This window comes from Streptomyces sp. NPDC001450 (genome assembly GCF_053597295.1).
This window is the reverse complement of the sequence record NZ_JBSFHY010000032.1, coordinates 1-22,182: the sequence shown is the minus strand read 5'-3', so window position 1 is coordinate 22,182 and position 22,182 is coordinate 1. Positions and strand designations below refer to the sequence as shown.

The window sequence follows — 22,182 nt, the reverse complement described above, 5'->3', positions numbered from 1 at the left end:
GGTCGCCTTCCGGGCGCCGAAGCCCGCGTTCCGGGCGCCGAGGCCCGCCTGCTGAGCGCCGCGGCCCGGCCCCACCCCTCGCCAGCTTCTTTCCAAGAGTGAGAACGGAGTGCCCTCATGACCACTTCGGACGTGCGTCCCGGCCCCCTCGCCCCCGACAGCGGCCTGTCACCGGCGGCACGCCGACTGCTGGAGCAGCGGCTGCGCGGGGCCGCCGCCCGGGCCGACGGGCCGCGGCGGGTCCGGCCGCGCCCGGACCGGATCCCGCTGTCCGCCGCCCAGCAGCGCCTGTACTTCCTGGACCGCCTCGATCCCGGCGCGCCGACCTATCTGCTGCCCGCCGCCTGGCGGTTCACCGGCCCGCTGGACGTGCCGGCGCTGCGGGCCGCCGTGGCCGGCCTGGTCGCCCGGCACGAGCAGCTCCGGGTGGTCTTCCCCGAGTACGAGGGCGTCCCGTACCAGCGTGTGCTGCCCGCCGACGGGACGGTGCTGGACGTGGCGGACGTGACCGGCCCGGCCGGCGCCGACCGCGAGCGGCGCCTCGCGGCCGCGGTGCACGCGGCCGCCGTACGCCCCTTCGACCTCGCCCGCGAACCCGCCTTCCGCGCCACCCTCGTACGGGCCGCCGACGACGACCACGTGCTGGTCCTCGGCATGCACCACATCGTCTCCGACGGCTGGTCCCTCGACCTGATCGTGCGCGACCTGACCGAGCTGTACCGGGCCAGGACCGAGGACCGTGCCGCGCGTCTGCCCGAACTGCCCCTCGACTACGCCGACTACGCGTTGTGGCAGCGCGCGAGCGACCAGTCCGCCGCCCTCGGCCACTGGCGTTCCCGGCTCGCCGGCCTGACCCCGCTGGACCTGCCCACGGACCACCCCCGCCCCGACACGCCGAGCGGACGCGGGGCCGCCCACACCGTCACCCTGCCGCCCGCGCTCGCCGACGGACTGGCCGCGCTGGGCGGGCGTGTCGGTACGACCCCGTACATGACGGTGCTCGCCGCCTTCCAGGCCGCGCTGGCCTTCCACAGCGGGCAGAGCGACATCGCCGTCGGCACGGTGGTCGCCAACCGGGAGCAGGCCGAGACGGAAAAGCTGGTCGGCTTCTTCGCCAACACCCTCGTGCTGCGCGGCGACCTCTCCGACGACCCGACCCCGGCCGCCCTGCTGGAGCGGACCCGCGACCGCGTCCTGGAGGCGTTCTCCCACCAGTCACTGCCGTTCGAGCAGGTCGTCGACGCGCTCAGCCCGGAACGCGACCTCGCCCGCAACCCGCTCGTCCAGGTCCTCTACACGCACACCGACGCCACACAGGCCGGGTTCGCCCTGGGCGGCGCGAGCGGCACGCCGTACCGGATCTCCCTCACCACCGCCAAGTTCGACCTCACCCTGGACCTGCGGGACGGGCACGGCCGTACCGACCTGGTGTTCGTCTACCGGCCCGACCTGTTCGAGGAGTCCTCCGTCGCCGCCCTCGCCCGGCACACGGTGGCTCTGCTGGAGGCTTTCCGCGCAGCGCCCGACACCCCGCTCGGCGCCGTCGACCCGCTCAGCCCCGCCGAACGCGCCCACCTGCTCGGACCCGACGGCCCCGCCAACTCCGGCAGCGACCTCCTCCCGGCCCCGCGTACCGCGCCGGACCGCCTCGCCGAGCACATCGCCCGGACCCCTCGCGCGGTGGCCGCGACCGGCTCCGGGCGCTTGCTCACCTACGCCGAACTCGACGCCCGCGCATCGGGGTTGGCGGCCCGGCTCCGCGCCTCGGGCGTCACCCCCGGCTCCCTCGTCGGCGTCTGCCTCGACCGCACGCCCGACCTGGCCGTCGCCCTGCTCGCCGTCTGGCGCGCCGGAGCCGCCTACCTGCCGCTCGACCCCTCCCACCCCAGGGCCCGGCGCGAGTTCACCGTCACCGACTCCGGCATCGACTGGGTCGTCACCGACGCGGCCACCCGCCCCGCCGTGGAGGGGCTGCCGGTGAGCCTCGTCGAGCTGGGCACCGAGACCGGGACCGGGTCCGACGGCAAGGACGTCCGCCCCGGCCCGCAGGACCTCGCCTACGTCATCTACACCTCCGGCTCCACGGGCCGCCCCAAGGGCGTCGAGATCACCCACGGCAACCTCGCCTGGCTGCTCGGCGCCGCCGGCCGGCACTTCGACTTCGGGCCCGCCGACGTGTGGACGCTCATGCACTCCCCGGCGTTCGACTTCTCCGTGTGGGAGCTGTGGGCCCCGCTCACCAGCGGCGGGCGCGTCGTGGTCCTCGGTGCGGACGAGGTGCGCGACCCGGCGGCCGTGCACCGTGTGCTGCGGGACGAGGGCGTCACCGTCCTCAACCAGACCCCCGCCGCCTTCAAGGGCCTGCGCGCCCACCTCGAAGACGCCGGCGCGGACTTCTCCGAACTCGCCCTGCGCACGGTGATCTTCGGCGGCGACGCCTTCGACGTGCGCGACTACCGCGACTGGTTCACCACCCCGGGACGCCGTCCCGCCCTGGTGAACATGTACGGCATCACCGAGACCACCGTGCACGTCACCATCCGCACCGTCACCGAGGAGGACATGACGGCCGCGGTCCGCTCGCCGATCGGGCGTCCGCTGTCCGGCCAGCACGGTTACGTCCTCGACGCCTGGGGCCGGCTCGTCCCGACGGGCAGCGTCGGCGAGCTGTACGTCTCCGGTGGCGGGGTCGCCCGCGGCTACCGCAACCGGCCGGAGCTGACCGCCGAACGCTTCCTCGACGACCCCTTCGGTGAGCCCGGCGCCCGCATGTACCGCACCGGCGACCTGGTACGGGTCCTGCCGGACGGCCAACTCGCCTACGTCGGCCGGGCCGACCACCAGGTGAAGATCCGCGGCTACCGTATCGAACCCGGCGAGATCGAGACCGCCCTGCGCACCCTGCCCGGCGTCGCCGACGTCGCGGTGGTCGCCCGGCGAGACGGCGACGGAGCCCGTCTGGTCGCCCATGTGGTCACCCCCGAGGCCCGCCCGCTTGACGCGCCCGCCCTGCGGGAGGGGCTGCGGCTGACCCTGCCCGACCACATGGTCCCGGCGCTGTTCGTCCGCCACGAGCGGCTGCCGCTGACGGCCAACGGCAAGGTCGACCGCGCCGCGCTGACCGCCGTCGTACCCACCACCACCGGACAGGGCAGCACGCACGTGCCGCCCGAGGGGCCGGTCGAGGAGGCCTTGGCCGGCGTGTGGACACAGGTACTGGGCGCCGAACACGTCAGCCGTACCGACAACTTCTTCGACCTGGGCGGTGACTCCATCCTGGCCCTGCGGCTGGTCGGCCTGGCCCGGCAGGCGGGACTCGGCCTCACCGTCGCCGACGTCTTCCGCGCCCGTACCCTCGCCGACCTCGCCCCGCTCGTCACCGACGACTTCGACACCCCGGCCCCCGTCGCCCCGTTCTCCCAGCTCGGCCCCGTCGACGCCGACCGCCTGCCGGACGGGCTCGCCGACGCCTACCCGCTCACCATGCTCCAGGCCGGCATGCTGCACGAGATGCTCGCCGACCCGCGGCGCGGCGCGTACCACAACGTCACCGACCTGAAGATCAGCGTCCCCGAGGGCTTCGACCTGGACGCCTTCCAGGCCGCCGTGGACGCGGTGGTCGCCGGACACCCGATCCTGCGCACCTCCGTCGACCTCGTCTCGTACCGCGAACCGCTCCAGCTCGTGCACCGCAGCGCCCACCTCCCGGTCGGCTACACCGATCTGCGCGGGCTGTCCCGGGAGGAGCAGCGGGCGCGGCTCGGCCGGTTCGTGGACGAGGAGTTCGGGCGCCGCTTCGACCTCGCCGCCGCGCCCCTGGTCCGTATCCACCTCCACCACGTCACCGACCACGACCTGCGGCTCGTCCTCACCGACTGCCATGTCGTCCTGGACGGCTGGAGCCTGACCTCGCTCGTCGCCGACCTGCTGTCCCTGCACCGGGAGGCCGTCGCCCACCGCACCGCACCACGGCCGCCGAGCGCCCCGGCCTTCGCCGAGTACGTCGCCCTGGAGCGGGCCGCGCTCGACAGCGCGGAGTCGCTGGAGTACTGGCGGGGCCGGCTCGCCGACCTGCGGCCGGTCCGCCTGGGCCGGCGCCCGGCCGTCGGCCCGGACGCCGGGCAGCCGCCGGTGCACGAGGTACGGCGCTCCTACGCCCACCTCGCCGAGCGCATCGGCAGGCTGGCCAAGGAAGCCGGAGTGCCCCGCCGTACGGTCCTGATGACCGCCTTCCACCACACGATGAGCCTGTTCGCGGAGCGCGACGACAGCGCGCTCGGCCACAGCATCGGCCTGGTCACCAACGGGCGGCCCGAGGTTCCTGGCGCCGACCGGATGCGCGGACTCTTCCTGAACACCGTGCCGTTCGGCGTGGCCCGCCCGCGCGGCAGCTGGCTCGCCTACCTGCGGGACGTGTTCACCGCCGAGCAGGAGATGCTGCCGCACCGCAGGGTCCCGCTGGTGCGCATCGCCCAACTGCGGCCCACGGAGCCGAGCTGGACCGACGCGGTCTTCAACTACGTGAACTTCCACCGGCTTTCGCACGAGTCCTGGGACGACTCCCTGGAGATCGCCCGGACCATGTTCCCGCTGCTGGTGAACGCGAGCGTCAACGCCTTCACGCTGGACGCCGACCCGGAGTTCGTCGCACCCGCCACCGCCGAGCAGCTGGCCGACGTGTTCTGCGCCCAGCTGGAGGCGATGACCGAGGACCCGCACGCCCGGGTGACCCGGCCCGCGCTCACCGGCGCCGCCCGCGCCGTCGCCCTCGACGTCTGGGCCCGGGGACTCGAAACGCCCTCCTCGCCGCTGCTGTTCCACGAGCACATCGCCGCCCACGCCGCCCGCACCCCGGACGCGGTCGCCGTCGAGCACGGCGGACACCTGCTGACGTACGCCGCACTGCAGTCACAGGCCGAGGCGCTGGCGATGCGGCTGCGCGCGCTCGGGGTGGGCCCCGAGACGGTGGTCGGCATCTGCGTCGAGCGCGGACCCGACCTGGTGCGTGCCGCCGTCGGTGTGCTGCGCTCGGGCGGCGCCTTCCTGCCGCTCGATCCACAACATCCCACCGACCGGCTGGCGTTCATGGCCGAGGACAGCGGCATGCGCGTCCTGCTGACACAGCGGGCACTCGACGCCACGGTGCCCTTCGACGGCCCGGTGCTGCTCCTCGACGCCGACACGCCCACCGAACCGGCCGACACGAGCACCGCACCGGCCGGCGCCCCCGCCACCGGAGAACCCGACGCCGACACCCTCGCCTACATCATCTACACATCCGGCTCCACCGGCACCCCCAAGGGCGTCGCCATCCCGCACCGCGGCCTGTCCAACATGCTCGAAGGCCAGCGCGACCTGGTGCGGCCGACCCCCGAGGACCGGGTGCTGCAGTTCGCGTCCTTCGGCTTCGACGCCTCGATCCTGGAACTCACCTGGTCCCTCGCCAACGGCGGCCGCCTGGTCACCGCCCCGAAGGACGCGCTGCGCCCCGGCCCCGACCTGGCCCGCACCCTGCGCGAGTACCACGTCACCGGCGCCATGCTGCCGCCGAGCGCGCTCGCGGTTCTCGGCGAGGACGACTTCCCCGAGCTGCGCGTGCTCCAGGTCGCCGGGGAGGCCTGCCCGGCCGAACTCGCCGACCTCTGGGCCCGGGGCCGTCGCTTCCACAACGTCTACGGGCTCACCGAGACCTCCGTGTGGTCCGTGGCCGCGGAACTGACGCCCGGCCAAGGCCGCCCGCCCATCGGCAGCCCCATCCGCAACACCCGCATCCACGTCCTGGACGAGGACCTCCAGCCGGTCCCGGCCGGCGTCCCCGGCGAGATCTACCTCGGCGGCCAAGCGGTCGGCCGTGGCTACCTCGGCCGCCCCGCCCTCACTGCCGCCACCTACGTCCCCGACCCGTACGGCGCCCCTGGTGAGCGCCTGTGCCGCACCGGCGACCTCGGCACCCATCGGCCCGACGGCTCGGTGGAATGGCTCGGCCGCCGTGACTCCCAGGTCAAGCTGCGCGGCTTCCGCATCGAACTCGGCGAGATCGAGCACGCGTTGCGCGTGCTGCCCGAGGTCCGCCAGGCCGTGGTGCTGCACCGCACCGATCTGCCCGGCGAACCGGCCCTCGTCGCCTATCTCGTCGTACGCGGCCCGGAACAGCCCGCTCCCGAGGAACTGCGCCGAGCCCTGCGCGCCTCGCTGCCCGCCTACATGCTGCCCGCCCGGTTCGTGTTCCTGGAGGAGATGCCCGTCAACCGCAGCGGCAAGATCGACAAACGGGCACTGCCGCTGCCCACGGCGGAGCAGGCCGGGAGCGACACCGAGTACGTCGCCCCCGCCACGCCCGCCGAGAAGATCCTCGCCGAGGTGTGGCGCGAGGTCCTCGGACTGTCCCGCATCGGCGTCCACGACGACTTCTTCCGGATCGGAGGAAGCTCACTGTCCACGGTCCGGGTCTCCCTGACGGCCGCCGGACGCGGCCTGACCGTGTCGGTCGGCGACCTGATCGAGCACCCGACGATCGCCCAGCTCGCCGCCCACGCCACCCGCACCGCCACGGCCGGGGTGCCCGCCGCCGTCACCTCCGAGGTCCGGCTGCGCGAGGGCGCGGGAGAACCCCTGTGGTGCGTACACCCCACCGGCGGCAGCGCCGCCTGGTTCGTGCCGCTCGCCCGCGCCCTGCCGCCCGGCCGCCCCGTGCACGCCTTCCAGGCGCGCGGCCTGCTCGGCGGCGTGGACCCGAGCACCGTGACGGGCATCGCCGCCAACTACGTGGCCGAGATGACCGACCGGGGCGGCGAGGGCCGGCACGCCCTGCTGGGCTGGTCCATGGGCGCCAACATCGCCCTGGAGATGGCCACCCAGCTGCACCGCGCCGGGCACCGGGCCGCGCCGCTGGTCCTCATCGAGCCGTACCTGCCCAACGCCGCGGCCCGCGCCCGCCTCACGGGCGTCACCAAGGACCTGCGCGAGGCACTGCGCCTGCGGGACCGGCTGCGCGAACTGCCGCCCTCACCGCGGCGCGACCGGGCCACGGCCGAACTCACCGCCACCCTGCTCGGCGCAGGCATGAGCCCCGCCGAGGCCGCCCTGGTCGAGGACGCGCCGGTCGAGGTGTGGCACTCCCTGCTCGCCGCGCTCGCCGCCTACGAGGTCCGGCCCTACCCCGGACATGTGCACCTGGTGGTGGGCAGCGAGGCCGCCGCACTGCCCCGCGGGCGTACGATGCCCGGCCTCGACGTCGACTACGACACCTACGTCGCCCGCTGGCGGGAGGTGGCCGAAGGCGGCCTCACCCTGCACATCAGCGAGGGCGACCACATGTCGATGATGGCCGAGCCCAGGGTGGCCGGCATCGCCGAACTGCTCGTCGACATCGAGGCGGAGGACGCCCGATGACCACCGTCGCCCCCGCCTTCACCGAGCGCTACCTCCTCTCCCCGGACATGGTCGCCGAGCCCTATGGCTATCTGAACGCGCTGCGCGAGCACGCGCCGGTCCACTGGAGCCCGGTGCACCACGCCTGGATCGTCACGGGCTACGACCAGGTCATGCGCTGCCTGCGCGACCCGGCCGTCTCGGCCGACCGGGTACGGCCCCTGATGGACGCGGTCCCGCAGGGCGCCCGCGCGGACGCCGAACGGGCCTTCGGGATCCTGTCCCGCTGGATGGTCTTCAACGACCCGCCGCAGCACCGCAGACTGCGCCAGGTGTTCCAGGAGGCGTTCGCCGCCCGGGCCGTGGCCCGCTATCGCACCTTCACCGAGAGGGCCACGGCGGCCGTCCTCGCCCGCCGGGCCACCCCCGGCCGCTCCGGTGACCTGATGGCCGATGTCGCCAAGCCGCTGCCCGCCCTGGTCTTCGCCCGCTGGCTCGGCATCCCGCGCACCGACGCCCCCTCCTTCTGGTACTGGAACGCCCGCGTCGCCGACCTCGTCCTCGGCACCGCCCAGGAGGAGAGCGAGTACCGGGCCTCCCTGCAGGCGTTGGTGAGTCTGGAGGACTATCTCGGCGGCCTGGTGGCCCGGCGCCGCGCCGAACCGGCCGACGACCTCATCAGCCAGGTGCTGCGCGAGGGCCGGGTGGGGGACTCGGTCACCGAGGAGGAGTTCGTCGGGATGCTCACCCAGATGGCGTTCGCCGGCGGGGAGACCACCAGCAACCTCATCGCCAACACCCTCCTGGCCCTGCACGCCAATCCTGCCCAACTGACTGCCGTGCGTGAGGACTTGGGACTGGTCCAAGGGGCTGTCGAGGAGGCGCTGCGGCTGGACGGCCCGTCCAAGATGTCCATCCGCACGGCCGCCCGCGACCTCGACCTCGACGGCCACGCCCTGCGCGCCGGAGACCGGATCTTCCTGGTGACCGCAGCCGCCAACCGCGACCCGGCCCGCTTCGCGGACCCCGACCGGTTCGACGTCCGCCGCACCGGCGCCACCCACCTCGGCTTCGGCTTCGGCGCCCACTTCTGCATCGGCGCCGCCCTGGCCCGGCTCGTGGCCGTGGCCGCCGTGGGGACGCTGGTCCGCGACCACCCTGACCTCATCCTGACGGACCCCGACCGGCTCACCTGGCAGCCCTCCCTGCTCAACCGCAGCCTCACCGCCCTGCCCGTCCGCTACTGACCGCCGACCCGCGCCGCGGCACCCGCCGTATCCACCGGGTGCCGCGCCCCGCTGACCACGAAAGGCTTCACCATGGCCACCACCCTCGCCGGCGCCGGTCCGCGGCTGTGGGCACCCGCCCGGCACCGCCCCTTCCAACTCCTCTGGCTGGGGCAGTCGTTGTCCCTGCTCGGCGACGGCTTCAGCGTCGTCGCGTTCTCCTGGATCACCCTCGGCCTGACCGGCTCCACCCTCACCCTCGGCTACGTCCTCGCCTTCCAGGCCGTGCCCCGCGCCCTGCTCACCCTGGTCGGCGGCACCCTCAGCGACTCCTGGTCCACCCGCACGCTGATGGTCGCCTCCAGCTGGACCCGGGCCGCACTGATGGCGGTGGTCGGACTGGCCGGGCTGACCGGTCATCTGACGGTGTGGATGCTGTGCGCGGCGGCCGCCGCCTTCGGCGCCGTCGACGCCTTCTTCCAGCCCGCCCGCGTGTCCATCCTGCCGTCCGTGGTCGACGAACAGCTCCTCACTCCGGCCAACGCGCTGCTGGGTGCCGGATCGCGGACGGCCGCCGTCGTCGGCCCGGCCGTCGGCGGTGTGGTCATCGCCCTGACCCGCGCGCCGGTCGCCTTCCTCGTCGACGCCGTCTGCTTCGCGCTGTGCGGCTGGTGCGTCGCGAGCATCCGCACCCGGCCGCGAGCGGCCGGTCCGGAGGCCGACAAGGCCGCCGACGCGCCCAAGTCCCTGGGCGCCCGCATCCGCGAGGGCGTGACCTACACCTGGCGCGACCCCCGGCTGCGGACCGTCGTCGTCCTCGACACCGCCGTCAACTTCTGTTACGCCGGGCCCTTCACGGTCGGCTTCGCCACCCTCGCCGACCAGGTGCTGCGCGGCGGCTCGGCCACGCTGGGCGTGCTCAACGGCTCTCTCGCCGGGGGCGCGATGCTCGGCACCCTGGCCGGTGGCGCCCTCGGCGGCCGGCCGCGGGTGGGCCTGCTGGTGGCCGGTCTCGCGGGCTGGCTCGGGGCCGGGATGGCCGTGCTCGGGCTGGTGCACAGCACGCCGGCCGTGGTGGCGACCGTACTCGCCATGGGCTTCGCCATCGGCTTCCAGGGCGTGTTCGGACTGAGCTGGATCCAGCGCAACATCCCGCACGACGTGCTGAGCCGGGTCGTCTCGGTCGACATGGTCCTCGGCTACGCGGCCGCCCCGCTCTCCCTCATTGTGTGCGGCGCGCTGGCCCGGGTCGACACGCTCGCCCTGTTCGGGGTGGTGGCCTGCGTGCTCGCCGCGACCGGTGTGGCGGTGCTCGGGTCGCGGGCCGTGCGCGAGATGCGCTGAGGCCTGTCCGCACCCGCAGGACGGCCGCGTCGACGAGCGCCGCCTCCTGCGAGTCCCGGAATATCGTGCCGACGTACTTCTCCGCCGACCAGTTGTCCAGCCAGGTGTCGGATTCCGGGGCGGCCGGGTGCGGCCGCCCCGGAAGGAGGCGTTGCCGCCGCCGGTGCGCCGTCGTGAAGGGCCTGCCCGCGGTGCGCCCGGCATCAGCGGCGGAGCGCTTCCTGAGGTTCGATACGGGCCGCGCGGACCGAGGGGTAGAGACCGGCGAGGAGACCGACACCGGCCCCGATGAGAGGCGCGGGGAGCACGGTCGCAGGGTCGACGACTGCTGTCCAGCTCTTGGCGAGGGCGACGGCCAGAACAGCCGCCACGGCGAGGGCCGTTCCCACCAGCCCGCCGATCAGGCCGAGGGCGGTGGACTCGGTGAGGAACTGGGCGGCGATGTGCCGCGCCCGGGCGCCCAGGGCCCGGCGCAGCCCGATCTCCGCGGTCCGCTCCAGCACCGCGACGAACGTGGTGTTGGCGATGCCCACCATGCCGATGACCAGGCAGATGCCGGCCAGGACGAGGAAGAGACCGGTCAGGTCCACCTCGACGTGGTCCCGCAGTTCGTGGGGGTCGGGCGGGGGAGTGGCCACGAAGTCCCGCGGGTGCGCGGGCCGGAGCGCGACCGGCGCCTGCTCGGCGATCAGCGGGGCCGCTCCCAGCCGTGTCCGGATGATCATCTTCGTGGGGGTGTTGGCCGCCGGCTGCCCGTACACCTGCTCGGCCGTCCGCCGGGGGACGGCCACTGCGGTGAGCAGTTCGGGGGCCTGCCGCACATCGTCGAGGATGCCGACGACCGTGTAGGCCACGTCGTCGACGAACACGGCGGGCCGGGTGTCGACCCGGCTGATGCCCAGCCGCGCGGCGAGCGTGCCGCCGAGGACGCAGACGTGTTCCGCGCGCTGGTCGTGGAAGGCGTCGAAGAGCGCACCGCGGACGCTCGGCCGGACGGAGCGCAGCAGTCCCGGTGAGGCCGCGTACACCTGGGCGGATCCGCCCGCGTCCTGCCGGGTCCCGGCGCGCACGCCGGGGGTGTCGGCGATCACCGGCTGGGCGGTGGTCGTCACCGGCCACCAGACTCCGGCGGAGACGACTCCGTTCAGCCGGCCGATGCGTGCGTCGGCGTCGCCCGGGAACGTCCGCGGTTCGCCCGAGCCGGTGGCGTCACCGCCGCCCGACGAGGCCGTGGAGACCGTCACGGTGGTCGCGTCCAGGACCGTGAACCGGTGGCCGATCTGTCCGGAGGCGGTCGAGGTGAGCCCGAGTACGGCGACGAACGCGCCGACCCCCAGCACGGTCCCGAGCATGGTGAGCAGCGACCTGCCGGGCCGCTGGGTCAGTCCGGCCAGCGTCTCCGCCACCAGGTCGCGCAGGGCGAGACGGGAGGTGTGACCCACGGTCGGGCGAGTGGTCGTTCGGGGACGGATCACCGGGCGTCGACGGAGTGTCACGCGTCCTCCGCGGGTGTGTCGTCGTGCAGCAGCCCGTCACGGATCACCACGGTCCGCCCCGCGTCGGCCGCGATCTGAGGATCGTGGGTGATCACGACGATGGTCTGCCCGGCGGCGTGGATCTCCTCGAGGACACCGAGTACGGCCTTCGCCGTGTCGGAGTCCAGGTTGCCCGTCGGCTCGTCGCACAGCAGGATGCCCGGCTCGTTGACGATGGCGCGGGCGATGGCGACACGCTGGCGTTCACCGCCCGACAGGGTGGCCGGCAGCGCGTGCAACCGGTGCCCCAGACCGACGAGTTCGAGCACCCGCCGACAGCGTCCGGCGCGTTCGGCACGCGGAGAGCGGTTGTAGAGCTGGGCCACCATGACGTTCTCCAGCGCGGATCGGTGAGGCAACAGGTGGAAGTGCTGGAAGACGAAGCCGATCCGGCGGCCGCGCACCGCCGACCGCTCCGCTTCCCCGAGCGCGGCGACGTCGACGCCGTCCAGCTCGTACACGCCCGTGGTGGGCCGGTCCAGCAGACCCAGGACGTTCATCAGCGTGGACTTTCCGGCGCCCGAGGGCCCCATGACGGCCAGGTACTCGCCGCGCGGGACGGTCAGGTCGACCCCGCGCAGCGCCTCCACGGGAGGAGGGCCGGGGAAGACCCGGGCGACGCCGCGCAGCGCGACGGCGGCGCTCATCGCTCACCCACCACCACTCGGTCGCCGGTGGCGAGGGCCTGTCCGGCGGCCGGGTCGACCGCGACCAGCCCGTCGGCGGAGGCACCGGGAGTCACCTCGACGCGGCGCTCACGCCCGCCCGGCCCGACCACCGTGACGGAGGCGGTGCCGTTGGCCGTCGTGGTGACGGCACCTTCGGGCACCGCCAGCACCCTGCCGTGGGAGACCTGCGTGTACGCGGTGATCCGTACGTCCTCACCGAGGAGGCGCACGTCCCAGGGGCCGGACACGGGGCTGGTGTCGACGGGCAGGTACGGCGCACCCGTGTCGGACTTGGCCGACTGCCCGTCGCCGTCCGTGCCCGGTGTGACCAGCCTGCCGACCGTGTCGATGCGGCCCTTGTAGGTGGTTGCCAGGGTCTCGTCGAAGACCTTCACCGGCTGACCGGCCTTGACGACACCTTCGAACGCGGGATCCAGACGACCGCGCAGCCGCAGGCCGTTGGTGGCCAGTGTGACGAGAGGGGTTCCCGCCTTCTCGCCGACTCCGCCGTCGAGCCGTGTGACGGTGGCGGGGAAGGAAGGGACGTACAGCACCTCGGAGGCGGGCATCATGACGGCCTTCTTCCGCCCGCCGGCGGGCCGGGTGGGCACGGGGTAGCCGATCGCCGCGTAGAACCTCCCGACCGCCGAGACGGTACCGCTGCCGAAGGTCCCCGGCCGGTCGGTGCCGTGTCGGTACCCCAACTCGTCCAGTGCGTCCTGCAGTTCGGTGACGTCCGGACCGGTGTCGCCCTCCGCGAGATTTCGCAGGGCCGGTACCCGGCCGGGCAGGGCGACGACGGGACGGTAGCCCACCTCCACGAGCACCTTGCCGGCGCGGACGCGCTGCCCCGTCCGTGCCTTCACCGCGGTCACCACGGCGGTGTCGGCGCCGTTCCCGGCCGCCGCGGTGCCGTCCGGCGCGAGCGGAGCCCTCGGGGTGAGACTCACCGTCCCGTTCGCGGTGAACGTGCCCCGGAAGACGGTGGCGGACGTGAGTCGCTGGTGGACCACGCGTGCGGTGAGGACGGTCGGCGTCGGCGGGCTGGTGTCGGCTGCCGCCTCGGCCGGCGACCGTACCCAGGCGGAGGCGCCCAGGCCACCCATGGACAGCACGGCCGCCAGGGTGGCGCCCCACAACAGGGTTCGCTGCCGTCGGTTCATCCGGCTCCCGCTCCTTCGCTCACTCACCGCGAGCCCACAGCCGATCGATGTTCCGGGCCGCCCGCTTGTTGTCCGTCTTCAGCCCGTCAAGCGCTTCGGCGTTCTTCTCGATGTCCCTGTTCTCGTACTCCGCCTCGACCGCGAAGGAGACACCGAGCACGTTCGTCTCGTACACGCAGTCGACCTCGGCGGCCGCCGCCCCGGCCTCCTGCGGGGTGACCTCGGCCCGCAGGGCCGCCGGGGTGCGCCGGCCGGACTGCTTCCACCGGTTGTCCGAGGCCGCGTCCAGGGGTGTCGCGTAGGGGTAGCCCTTCCGCCCCATGCACGTGGACCACTTCCTGAACACCCCGAGTACGCGGGGATCCGACTGCGAGGCCTTGAAGTCCCTGGCCTTGAGATCCGCGGCGAGGTCGCTCTGCTCCTGCCCGGGCGAAAGCCCCTTGTCCCGCTGCTCCTTGGCCGCTTGCTCCCCACACGTCGTCATTGCCTCCCGCAGGGGCTTCGACAGCGAACCGAGGGAGACGGGCGGGGCGGTTCCCTGGGTGAACGGCGGGAGGTGATAGCCGTACCGGCGTGCCGTGGCCCGGTCGCTGATCGCGTACCGGCGGGTGTCGTAGTACCGCCAGAGCCGCACATAGCCGGCCGCCGCCTGCTGCCCGGTGACGGTCATCGACGGGGGAGTGAACCCCTTTTCCCGCACACAGGCGTCGCGCAGCCCGAGCAGCAGCACCTCCAGCTTTCCCGCGTGCTCGTGGTCGAGAAGGTAGGTCTCCAGCGGCAGATGCAGCTCGGCCATGCTCTTCGGCGTGGGCGTGGCCACCGGCGCACCGGCCGTCGCGGCCCCGCCGCCGCCCGAGGAACATGCCGCCGTGGACGCCAGCACCAGCAGTGCCGCCGAAGTCCCGCGTGCGAAAGAGGAAAACACAAGCCGTCTCCCAACGAGGTCGAGCCGGAGGCCGCCCGGAGGAACGGGCCCGGCCGGCGGCCTCAGCCGTCCGGCCGAGCCGTTCACGGTTCTCGCGCGATCCGTGTCAGGTGCAGTTGGCGGTGGCGTCGAAGGAGTTCTCGTTGTTGCGCAGGGCGGAGTTCAGGTTGCCCCCGCGACCGGCGTGCACCCAGTTGTAGTTGCCCACGGAGCCGGCGGACACCCACGTCGTGGCGCCGCAGTTGGTCGTGTAGCTCCCGATCGAGGCGGCGTTGTTGCGCACGGCGTGGCCGTCGCTGAACTTGTAGCCGGACAGGTCGGAGTAGTAGCCGTAGCCCTTGAAGATCCCCCCTGCGCCGTTCGGGCTGTAGTAGAGACAGCCGTACGCGCCGGTGTAGTTGCAGTGGTCGGACCAGCTGTCGACGTTCCAGCCGGTGGCCGAGGCCGGCGCGACGGCCGCTGCGACCCCCACCAGCGCCATGGCGGCCACCAGGCCGGCCTTCTTGCGTATCCCTCGCAGACGCATGTCGGCGTCCTCTCTCATCGGGTCCGGTTCGTCGGGCGCCCTTCATGGGCGCCCGGTACGGCCGCCGTCGTCGGCTGGGCCGTGCCGGGCACAGCGTTGCCGGGGCGGCGAGGCCGCGGCTTGTACGAATGCGACCCGTGCGTCCCTGACGCCGGATATCGGCCAACTCCTCGCCGATTGACCCGCTCGTCCCGTGCACCCCCTAGGCTCGCTGCCGTGTCCGCGTCGATCGAGGGGGGATCGGCTCATGCACGAATTACTCGCGTGCCCGGCGGCGGAGGGCCTGCGCGACCAGGTCCTCGGCTATCGGGGCTTCCGCTTCGACGCGATCGGAGCGCGGCGCAGACTCCTGGTACCCGACGGGGTCGTGAAGGTGATGCTGGGCTTCGGCGACACACTGCGCGTGCTGGACCCGTCCGACCCGACACGCTCCTACTGCGCCGCCTCCCTCGCCAACGGCGTCCGAACCACCGCCGCGATCGGCGAGCACACCGGCGGTATCCACGGGGTGACCGTGCTGCTCACCCCCCTCGCCGCCTACCGGTTGTTCGGGGTGCCGATGTCCGAGTGGGCTCAGCTGTGTGTGCGCCCGGACGACCTCTGCCGCTCACCCTGGTCCGACCTCCCGGCCCGGCTGGCGGAAGTCCCGGACTGGCGCGGCAGGTTCGCGCTGCTGGACCGGGTGCTGCGGGCGGCACTGGAATCGGGCCCCGCCGCCAGCCCCGAGGTGGCCTGGGCCTGGCACACCCTCCAGGGCACGGCCGGGCGGGTACGGGTGGAGGAACTCGCCGACCGGACCGGCTGGAGCCGCCGCCACCTCGAACGGCGCTTCCGCTCCCAGACCGGGCTGACCCCGAAGGGCGCGGCGCAGGTGATGCGGCTGCAGGCGGCCCTGCGGCTGAAGGAGGCCGGCGCGAGCTGGGCCGACGCCGCCGCGCAGGCCGGCTACCACGACCAGCCGCACTTCGACCGCACGTTCAAGGCGATGACGGGCCGCACGCCGAGCGCCTTCCGCGCCGACCGTACGGCCGCGTCCCCGTGCGACGCCCAGGACTTCGTGCCGGGTCAGGTGACGAGCGCCATCCTGACGCGCCGGACCTGGCCGTGTCCTGGGTGGTGAGACGGGGAGCCCTGTCACCCATCCTCCGCGGCCTCATCCGCAGCAGCCGCGGCGGCGGTCGTCAGCCGGGATCGTCACCGGTTCTCCTCACGAAGTGCTGCGCAGAGGGACGACCTCCCGCTGATTCTCGCGGAGTCGTTCACGGCGCCGGGGTTGCCGGGCACGTGGCGTCGTCGGCCGGGAGCCGCCCGGTCAGCAGATAGCGGCTGCCGTGTCGGTCCATGCAGGTGTTGCCGTCGAACAGGTACTGGCCGTGGTTGCCACCTCCTGCGACGACGAGGCGGGAACCGGCCAGCACCTGGTGCATGCGCCGCGCGCCCTCGACCGGGGTCGCCGGGTCGTCCTTCGCCTGGAGCAGCAGGACCGGTGGCACCTTCACCGAGCCGATCTTCACGGGCCGGGCTGTCGGCGCCTTCCAGAACGCGCACGGCGCGCTGTACCAGGTGTTCAGCCAGGCGAACAACGGAGCCTTGGGGGCCGCCGCCGTCGTGTCCCGGTGCCAGGTCGCCCAGTCGCGGGGCCACGCGTCGTCCACGCAGTTGTAGGCGAGCTGGGCCGGGTCCACGCCGCCGAGGGCGAGCTGGTCGGTCGCACCGAGCAGGGTGCTCGCATCCCCGCGCCGGTAGTCCGAGACGGCGCGGGCCACGTCGCCCCAGACCAGATCGGTGTACATGGAGGAGGCCAGCAGATCGTCGAGTTCGGCGCTGCCGGCCCTGCCCCCGGCGGGGTGGGTGTCCACCTGCTTGCGGACGGCGTTCCACGCGGCCGACACCTTCGCCGCACTGGCGCCCAGGTGGTAGGTACCGTCCTTCCTGGCCGCCCATGCGAAGAACTGTTCGGCCCGGTGCTGGAGCGCTGGATTCTGCTCGTATTGGGAGGCGTAGGTGGTGACGGTCGGGTCGACGACGCTGTCCAGGATCATGCGACCGGTGTGCGACGGGAACAGCGTCGCGTAGGTGGCGCCGAGCTTCGTACCGTACGAGTACCCGAGGTAGTCCAGCTTGTCGCGGTGGAACGCGGTACGGATCCGGTCCATGTCGCGGGCCGCGTTCTCGGTGGTGATGTACGGCAGCAGGTCCTTGGAGTTCGCCTGGCACTGTTCGGCGATCTTGCGGGCCACGGTGCGTCGCGCCTGCTCCTGCGTCTTTGTCGCGGGCGAGTACGGCAGGGCGGGATGCTTGATCAGCTTCCTGGTGTCGCCGCAGGAGACCGGGGTACTGACACCGACGCCGCGCGGGTCGAAGCTGACCACGTTGTACTGCGCGCCGACATCCTGGGGCAGTGAACTCCACACCAGCTTCGCCGTGCCGATACCCGGTTCACCCGGCCCGCCCGGGTTGACCACGAGGGTGCGCGGCGCCTTCAGATCGCCGGCGATCGACAGGGTGAGCTTGATCTGCCGGCCGCTCGGCTCGGCGTGGTCGAGGGGCACCTCGAGGGTGGAGCAGTAGGTACCGCGAGGTGCGTCGGAGCCTGCGGGGCAGGTGGACCAGTGGAGGGCCGCGGGCCCGGTGACGGTGGCGGCCGGAGCGGCGTCGGCGGCCTGCGGCCCGGCGAGGGCGATGAGCCCGAAGGCGGCAGCCGCGGCCGCACTACGCCGTAGGAGGGGAGAGGTCGCGCTGGTCAAGTGTTCCTGCTTTCTGGTCGGTTCTGCTGTCGCCGGAAAGCAAGACGGGGCGGAGGGCCGAAGCGTTGTGTCGAGGCAGAATTCGGACGAGGTTGGCGGCGGCGACGTCACGGTGCAGTCGAGAGCGGGGTGGCGCAGGGATGGGGCCGATGCCGAACGGTGCGGCGTAGCGGACGGTTCCGCTGGGCAGCGGTGGCCGGCGTCAAGGGTGTGGGCCATCAGGGCCTCGTCCGGGACGTCGATGGTCAGGCCGATGCCGTGGGCGCAGGCGCGGGTGAAGCCGAACCAGGGGTAGGAGGTCGGGTGCCCCAGGACGACGACGCAGCGCTCGCCCATGTCCTTGGCCGCATCGAGGGCGGCGCGGACGGCCGCGGAGCCGGCGCCGCTCCTCTGCTGCTCGGTCGGACGCCGCCGATGTGGCAGAGGGTCAGCGGTGCGTGGCCGACGAGGTGGCCGGCATGGTCCGTGGAGACGAGGGAAATGCCGACGATCCGCGCGTCCGCGTCGGCGCGCAGGGCGTCGACGAGGTCGGCCTCTGCCTCGGCACCGAAGGCGGCGAGGTGGATCTCACGGATGGCGGGGATGTCGCCGCGGGTCTCGGCGCGCGTGATCCAGGTACTGGTCATGCGACCCGATCACGACCCACTTACCAGGATTCATCATGGCGCTCCCGTAGGTGACGGTGAGTCAAGGATGCCACGACGATGCCGCTCGGCTGCCGGGCAAGCCTCAAGTGACGTCCACGTAGTCACCAGGGGCATTGGCCGACCCGGTCGTGCCGGTTCCCGCGAAGCTCCAGCGCCAGTAGCCGTCCGCGGTGGCCGTCGCCGTGGTCTTCAGGGCGCCGCCGGTTGCGCTGGTCACCGTCTTCACGGTGGTGTACGTGGTCGTTCCGGCCTTGCGGAACTGCAGCTTCACCTTCTGGCCCGCGTAGCCGTCGTAGGTTCCGCGGTCCCAGTTGGCGCGGGTCAGCGCCCCATTGACGGTGAGGGTCCTGCCCGCGGCCACCGGCTCGGGGGAGGCGTCGGCGGTCAGCTTGGCGGAACGTTTCATCGAGAAGGTGCCCGCGCTGTCCAGGTTGATGTAGTCGAAGTCGTAGGCGTCGACGGAGGTCCACACGTGCCAGATGCCGGCGGTGGAGTTCGTGTGGGCCGTACGCGGGCCGATGGTGATGTCGGTGGTGCAGGTGGAGGTGGTCTCGCTGCCGGGATCGGGGGAGCAGGTCATCGGGGTGTCGGACCCGGGCCCCGCGTTGCCGTCGGGGTTGTCGAACGAGCCGTGGTAGACGAGTCCGAAGGCGTCCTTGATCCCCGAGTTGTCGGCGGCGGTGATGCTCAGCGTGAACGTCTTGTAGCCGGTGGCGCCGACCACGACCGGCTTTCCGCCGTTGACGACGACCTGGACGATGTGGGTGTCCCCCTGGCCGGAGTCGGCGTCGGCCGTCGTCACGGCGAGGGCGGACAGGACCAGCGCGCCCGACAGGGCGGTGACGGCGGAACGTATGAGCATGTGTCCTCGCATGGGATGAGTGGTCCGCCCGGGATCGGGACAGAGGCCGGACGACAAGTAGGGACGCCGGACGGCGTCAGGCGGTTCGCAGCGCGGCCGACCGGGCGCACAGGTCCGCCCGGTTGACCGCCCCCGTCTTCGTCATGAGGCTCGCGATGTGCTTCTCGGCCGTACGCGGCGAGATGAACAGGCGGTCCGCGATGTCCTTGTTGCCGAGCCGCTCCGCGAGCAGCCGGAAGACCTCGAACTCCCGGACGGTGACGCCCTGCGCGCGCAGGTGCTCGGGGATGCCGCTGGTGCCCGAGCGGTGCTGGTGCACGGGAGCGCCGAGCCGGCGCAGCCCGGCCCGGCAGGCGCCCGCGACGGCCGCGACGTCCCGTTCGTGGAAGTAGTGCTCCGCCCGCCGCAGCCACCCCACCGGATCGCCCCAGCCGTCCTGGTGCGCCGCGTCCGCGATCAGCCGCAGCCCGAGGTGCTGGGTCATCGGATACGGCTCCGCCACCGCCAGCGCCGCCTCGACCGTGGCGGCGGCGCGTGCGCCCTCGCCCTCGCGGCCCAGCAGCACGGCGTCGGCGAGCATCACGAACTGACGGTTCCAGCGCATCCGGGCCACCGCGGTGGCGGTGACCTCCTCGTGCCGTGCCCGGTCCGCCTCCCCGGCGAGCAGGTCCAGCAGCAGGACGAGGCCGTGGGTGCCGCTGAGGTGGTAGGTGGAGGGGTTGCCGGCCTCCAGCGCCAGCACCTCCCGCAGCTGCGCCCGGCCCAGCTCGCGGTTTTCCTCCATCAGCGCGCAGAAGGCGCGGGCCAGGCCGAAGCACAGCGGCTCCTCCTGCGAACCGGAGCCGTCCCACTCGGCGAACGCGGCCAGCGCCGCCTCCATCGCCGTACGGTCGCCGAGGTGTGCCTCCAGCGTGGCCTGTGCCATCAGGACGTAGCGCACCGCGGGGGCGAGCCGCAGCCGGCGTACGACGGCCAGGCACTCGGCTGCGGCCGCGCGGGCGGTGTCGTACCGGCCGCGCAGCACACCGTCGAGGACGAGGATGCCGTCCACCGTGTGCACGATGTTGACCGAGCCGAGCCGGAGGGCCTCCGCACGGGCCGCCAGCAGGCCTGAGGTGTCGCCCTCGGCGAGCCAGGCGTTGCCGCCCATGCGGGTGGCCGCGTACATGCGTTGCAACGGCAGCCGGTGCCGCTCGGCGGTGGCGAGGGCCTGTTCCAGCATCGCCTGGGACTCCTCCGGGTCCCGTTCGCGGGCCACGGTGGCGAGCAACTCCCGTGCCTGGCAGGCGACGACGGGCAGCCCGTACCGCTCGGCGGTGTCGGCGGCCGAGCGGGCCAGCTTCTCGGCGTGCAGGGTGCGGTCGGGGCCGGGCGTGTCCAGGGCGAGGTAGGCGGCTGTGACGTCGACGGCCGCCGCGGTCGCGTCGTCCGGAGCCGCCGCCAGTACCTCCCGGGCCCTGGCTGTCTGCCGGTTGCCGTCGCTCCAGCGGCCCGCCGTGTGGGCGACCTTGGCCAGCCGGGTATGCAGGGTCGCCAGCCGGGCCGGGCTCAGGCCGGAGCCGTCGAGCACATGGAGGTCCTCGGCCAGGTCGAAGGCGCGGGCGAAGTCACCGGCCTCGGCGAGCGCGGGCAGCAGGTGTTCGAGCACCTCGGCCCGGGCCTGCGGATCGCTGCCGGACGCCAGCAGGTCCTCGGCCCGGCTGAGCAGGGTCACCGCCGAGCCCAGCGCGCCCGCCGCCAGCGCCCGCCCGCCGGCCTCGGCGAACAGCCGCCCGGCCTCGGCGGTGTCACCGGCCTCGCTGCGCAGCCCGGCGGCCAGCGCACACCAGTCACCGGCGAGGCCGGGGTGCAGCTCCTCGACCGCCTCGGCGCCCCGCCGGGCCAGCTCGGCCCGCTGGCCGGGCGTCATCTGGGTGAACAGGGCCTCCACGGTGAGGGAGTGGCGGAAGGAGTACCAGTCCGGGGCGGGCTCGTCGGGCAGCACCAGCCGGGCGGCAACGCCCGCATGCAGGTGGCTGAGCAGGGCACGGTCGTCGATGCCGGTCATGCGCTGCAACACGGTCAGCGGGAAGCGCCGGCCGAGGACGGCGGCTGCCGACAGCAGGGTGAGCCCCTGTGCGCCGAGCCGGTCGATACGGCGGAGGATGCCGCGGGCCAGCGTGGAGGAAACGTCACTGCGCAGATCCCCGACCGCCCGCCAGCCGTCCGGGCCCTGCACCAGCGTGCCGGCCCCGATCATGGACTGGAGCAGCTCCTCGACCAGGTACGGGCTGCCCGCGCTGTCCTCCCACAGCCGCCGCAGGACCGGTGCGGGCACCTCGTCGGGGGCGGACACGCCGAGCTGGGCCGCGATCATGTCATGGACCTGGGGGCGGGTCAGTGACGGCAGTTCGACCAGGGTGGCGGCACCGCGCCGGCGGGCCGACTGTGCCAGGTCCAGGGCGTCGCTGAAGTCCGTCCGCACGGTGGCCAGCAGCAGGACCGGCGTGTACTCGAGGTTGTCCACCAGGTACTCGAGGACGCCGAGCGTCTCGGGGTCGGCGTCGTGCAGGTCCTCCAGCAGCAGGAGCTGGCCCTGGCCGCGGGCGGCGGCGATGAGCAGGCGCAGGACCGCCTCGCCCAGGATCACCATCGAGCTGCTCTCCCGCTCCCCGGTGTCCCAGTCGGGAATCAGCCGCCCGAGGACCGGCCGGTAGGGCCCGAGGACCAGGTCGTCGAGGGGTTCGCCGCTGCGGAACAGCGACATCAGCGCCTCGGTGAGCGGCCGGAACGGCACGGCCGGACCCGTCGTGCTGCTGCGGCCGCGCAACACCCGCATTCCGGACCCGAGCGCACCGCCCACGGCCTCCGCCGCCAGTCGCGACTTGCCGACCCCGGCCTCGCCGACCAGGAAGACGACACCACCGCGCCCCTGCCGGGCGTCGGACAAGGCACGCTCAAGCAAGCCCAGTTGGGGATCCCGCCCGACCAAGGAAGGCGCATGGGAACGCATGAACGCAGATGATAATCGGAATTTCGGGACGTGTGGCAGGTCGACCGTACACGTTCCGGTTCCCGTGCCGAAGCGGTGGTGCGGGCCCGCCGGAGGGGCCCGCACCGGCCGGGGTGCTGCCGGTCGCCGACGAGGCGGTGGCGGGCGTCCTGTCGACCGCCGGGCACGCTGTCGCC

General features: G+C 73.3%; 12 protein-coding genes and 2 pseudogenes. 4 read left to right on the top strand and 10 right to left on the bottom strand.

All coding sequences use genetic code 11. The features are described 5' to 3' along the window. The first annotated feature begins 117 nt into the window (after nucleotides 1-117). The 3 genes from ACWC5O_RS30180 to ACWC5O_RS30170 all read left to right on the top strand — a co-directional run bounded on the left by ACWC5O_RS30180 (nucleotide 118) and on the right by ACWC5O_RS30170 (nucleotide 9,941). Complete coding sequence (locus ACWC5O_RS30180) at nucleotides 118-7,392, top strand: amino acid adenylation domain-containing protein (RefSeq protein ID WP_450590791.1); 7,275 nt, start codon at nucleotides 118-120, stop codon at nucleotides 7,390-7,392. Next, entirely contained in the window at nucleotides 7,389-8,618 is a 1,230-nt protein-coding gene (locus tag ACWC5O_RS30175; RefSeq protein ID WP_450590792.1) for a cytochrome P450, read from the top strand. The genes ACWC5O_RS30180 and ACWC5O_RS30175 overlap by 4 nt, the downstream gene beginning before the upstream one ends. 72 nt (nucleotides 8,619-8,690) lie before the next feature. Continuing rightward, the gene (locus ACWC5O_RS30170) at nucleotides 8,691-9,941 is read left to right on the top strand and encodes an MFS transporter (RefSeq protein ID WP_450590793.1); all 1,251 of its coding nucleotides are present in this window, start codon (nucleotides 8,691-8,693) and stop codon (nucleotides 9,939-9,941) included. A 10-nt stretch (nucleotides 9,942-9,951) separates the two neighbouring features. On the opposite strand, the pseudogene ACWC5O_RS30165 reads toward ACWC5O_RS30170, so the two are convergent. From ACWC5O_RS30165 to ACWC5O_RS30140, 6 genes and pseudogenes are all read right to left on the bottom strand, one after another. Next, nucleotides 9,952-10,050: pseudogene (locus ACWC5O_RS30165) on the bottom strand (SCO4402 family protein); the annotation flags it as partial. A 94-nt stretch (nucleotides 10,051-10,144) separates the two neighbouring features. After that, nucleotides 10,145-11,383, bottom strand: a complete 1,239-nt coding sequence (locus tag ACWC5O_RS30160; RefSeq protein WP_450590794.1) for an ABC transporter permease — start codon at nucleotides 11,381-11,383, stop codon at nucleotides 10,145-10,147. A 50-nt stretch (nucleotides 11,384-11,433) separates the two neighbouring features. After that, a complete protein-coding gene (locus ACWC5O_RS30155) occupies nucleotides 11,434-12,123 on the bottom strand; it encodes an ABC transporter ATP-binding protein (protein ID WP_450590796.1) in 690 nt (229 codons plus the stop codon). Beyond that, on the bottom strand, nucleotides 12,120-13,307 hold the full coding sequence (locus tag ACWC5O_RS30150; protein ID WP_450590798.1) for a peptidoglycan-binding protein: 1,188 nt from the start codon (nucleotides 13,305-13,307) through the stop codon (nucleotides 12,120-12,122). Before ACWC5O_RS30150 ends, ACWC5O_RS30155 begins: the two co-directional genes overlap by 4 nt. A 19-nt stretch (nucleotides 13,308-13,326) precedes the next feature. Then, on the bottom strand, nucleotides 13,327-14,232 hold the full coding sequence (locus tag ACWC5O_RS30145) for a hypothetical protein (RefSeq protein ID WP_450590799.1): 906 nt from the start codon (nucleotides 14,230-14,232) through the stop codon (nucleotides 13,327-13,329). A gap of 106 nt (nucleotides 14,233-14,338) precedes the next feature. Further along, a complete protein-coding gene (locus tag ACWC5O_RS30140) occupies nucleotides 14,339-14,758 on the bottom strand; it encodes a hypothetical protein (protein ID WP_450590801.1) in 420 nt (139 codons plus the stop codon). 247 nt (nucleotides 14,759-15,005) lie between these two features. Here ACWC5O_RS30140 and ACWC5O_RS30135 point away from each other — a divergent pair, with 247 nt between their 5' ends. Then, nucleotides 15,006-15,878, top strand: a complete 873-nt coding sequence (locus ACWC5O_RS30135) for a helix-turn-helix domain-containing protein (RefSeq protein ID WP_450590802.1) — start codon at nucleotides 15,006-15,008, stop codon at nucleotides 15,876-15,878. A 139-nt stretch (nucleotides 15,879-16,017) separates the two neighbouring features. Here ACWC5O_RS30135 and ACWC5O_RS30130 read toward each other — a convergent pair whose 3' ends face one another. From ACWC5O_RS30130 to ACWC5O_RS30115, 4 genes and pseudogenes are all read right to left on the bottom strand, one after another. Next, the gene (locus tag ACWC5O_RS30130; RefSeq protein WP_450590803.1) at nucleotides 16,018-17,505 is read right to left on the bottom strand and encodes an alpha/beta hydrolase; all 1,488 of its coding nucleotides are present in this window, start codon (nucleotides 17,503-17,505) and stop codon (nucleotides 16,018-16,020) included. A 148-nt stretch (nucleotides 17,506-17,653) separates the two neighbouring features. Continuing rightward, a pseudogene (locus tag ACWC5O_RS30125) lies at nucleotides 17,654-18,131 on the bottom strand (GNAT family N-acetyltransferase); the annotation flags it as partial. A gap of 103 nt (nucleotides 18,132-18,234) precedes the next feature. Next, complete coding sequence (locus tag ACWC5O_RS30120; protein ID WP_450590804.1) at nucleotides 18,235-19,014, bottom strand: calcium-binding protein; 780 nt, start codon at nucleotides 19,012-19,014, stop codon at nucleotides 18,235-18,237. A gap of 76 nt (nucleotides 19,015-19,090) precedes the next feature. Next, nucleotides 19,091-22,006, bottom strand: coding sequence for a helix-turn-helix transcriptional regulator (locus ACWC5O_RS30115; RefSeq protein WP_450590806.1), 2,916 nt, complete (start codon nucleotides 22,004-22,006; stop codon nucleotides 19,091-19,093). Nucleotides 22,007-22,182 lie beyond the last annotated feature (176 nt).

Excerpts from the sequence above, each read along its gene's own strand:
- ACWC5O_RS30180 (WP_450590791.1), top strand. The coding sequence starts at position 118 with ATGACCACTTCGGACGTGCGTCCCGGCCCCCTCGCCCCCGACAGCGGC.
- ACWC5O_RS30175 (WP_450590792.1), top strand. The coding sequence starts at position 7,389 with ATGACCACCGTCGCCCCCGCCTTCACCGAGCGCTACCTCCTCTCCCCG.
- ACWC5O_RS30170 (WP_450590793.1), top strand. The coding sequence starts at position 8,691 with ATGGCCACCACCCTCGCCGGCGCCGGTCCGCGGCTGTGGGCACCCGCC.
- ACWC5O_RS30155 (WP_450590796.1), bottom strand. The coding sequence starts at position 12,123 with ATGAGCGCCGCCGTCGCGCTGCGCGGCGTCGCCCGGGTCTTCCCCGGC.
- ACWC5O_RS30150 (WP_450590798.1), bottom strand. The coding sequence starts at position 13,307 with ATGAACCGACGGCAGCGAACCCTGTTGTGGGGCGCCACCCTGGCGGCC.
- ACWC5O_RS30140 (WP_450590801.1), bottom strand. The coding sequence starts at position 14,758 with ATGCGTCTGCGAGGGATACGCAAGAAGGCCGGCCTGGTGGCCGCCATG.
- ACWC5O_RS30135 (WP_450590802.1), top strand. The coding sequence starts at position 15,006 with ATGCACGAATTACTCGCGTGCCCGGCGGCGGAGGGCCTGCGCGACCAG.
- ACWC5O_RS30120 (WP_450590804.1), bottom strand. The coding sequence starts at position 19,014 with ATGCTCATACGTTCCGCCGTCACCGCCCTGTCGGGCGCGCTGGTCCTG.
- ACWC5O_RS30115 (WP_450590806.1), bottom strand. The coding sequence starts at position 22,006 with ATGCGTTCCCATGCGCCTTCCTTGGTCGGGCGGGATCCCCAACTGGGC.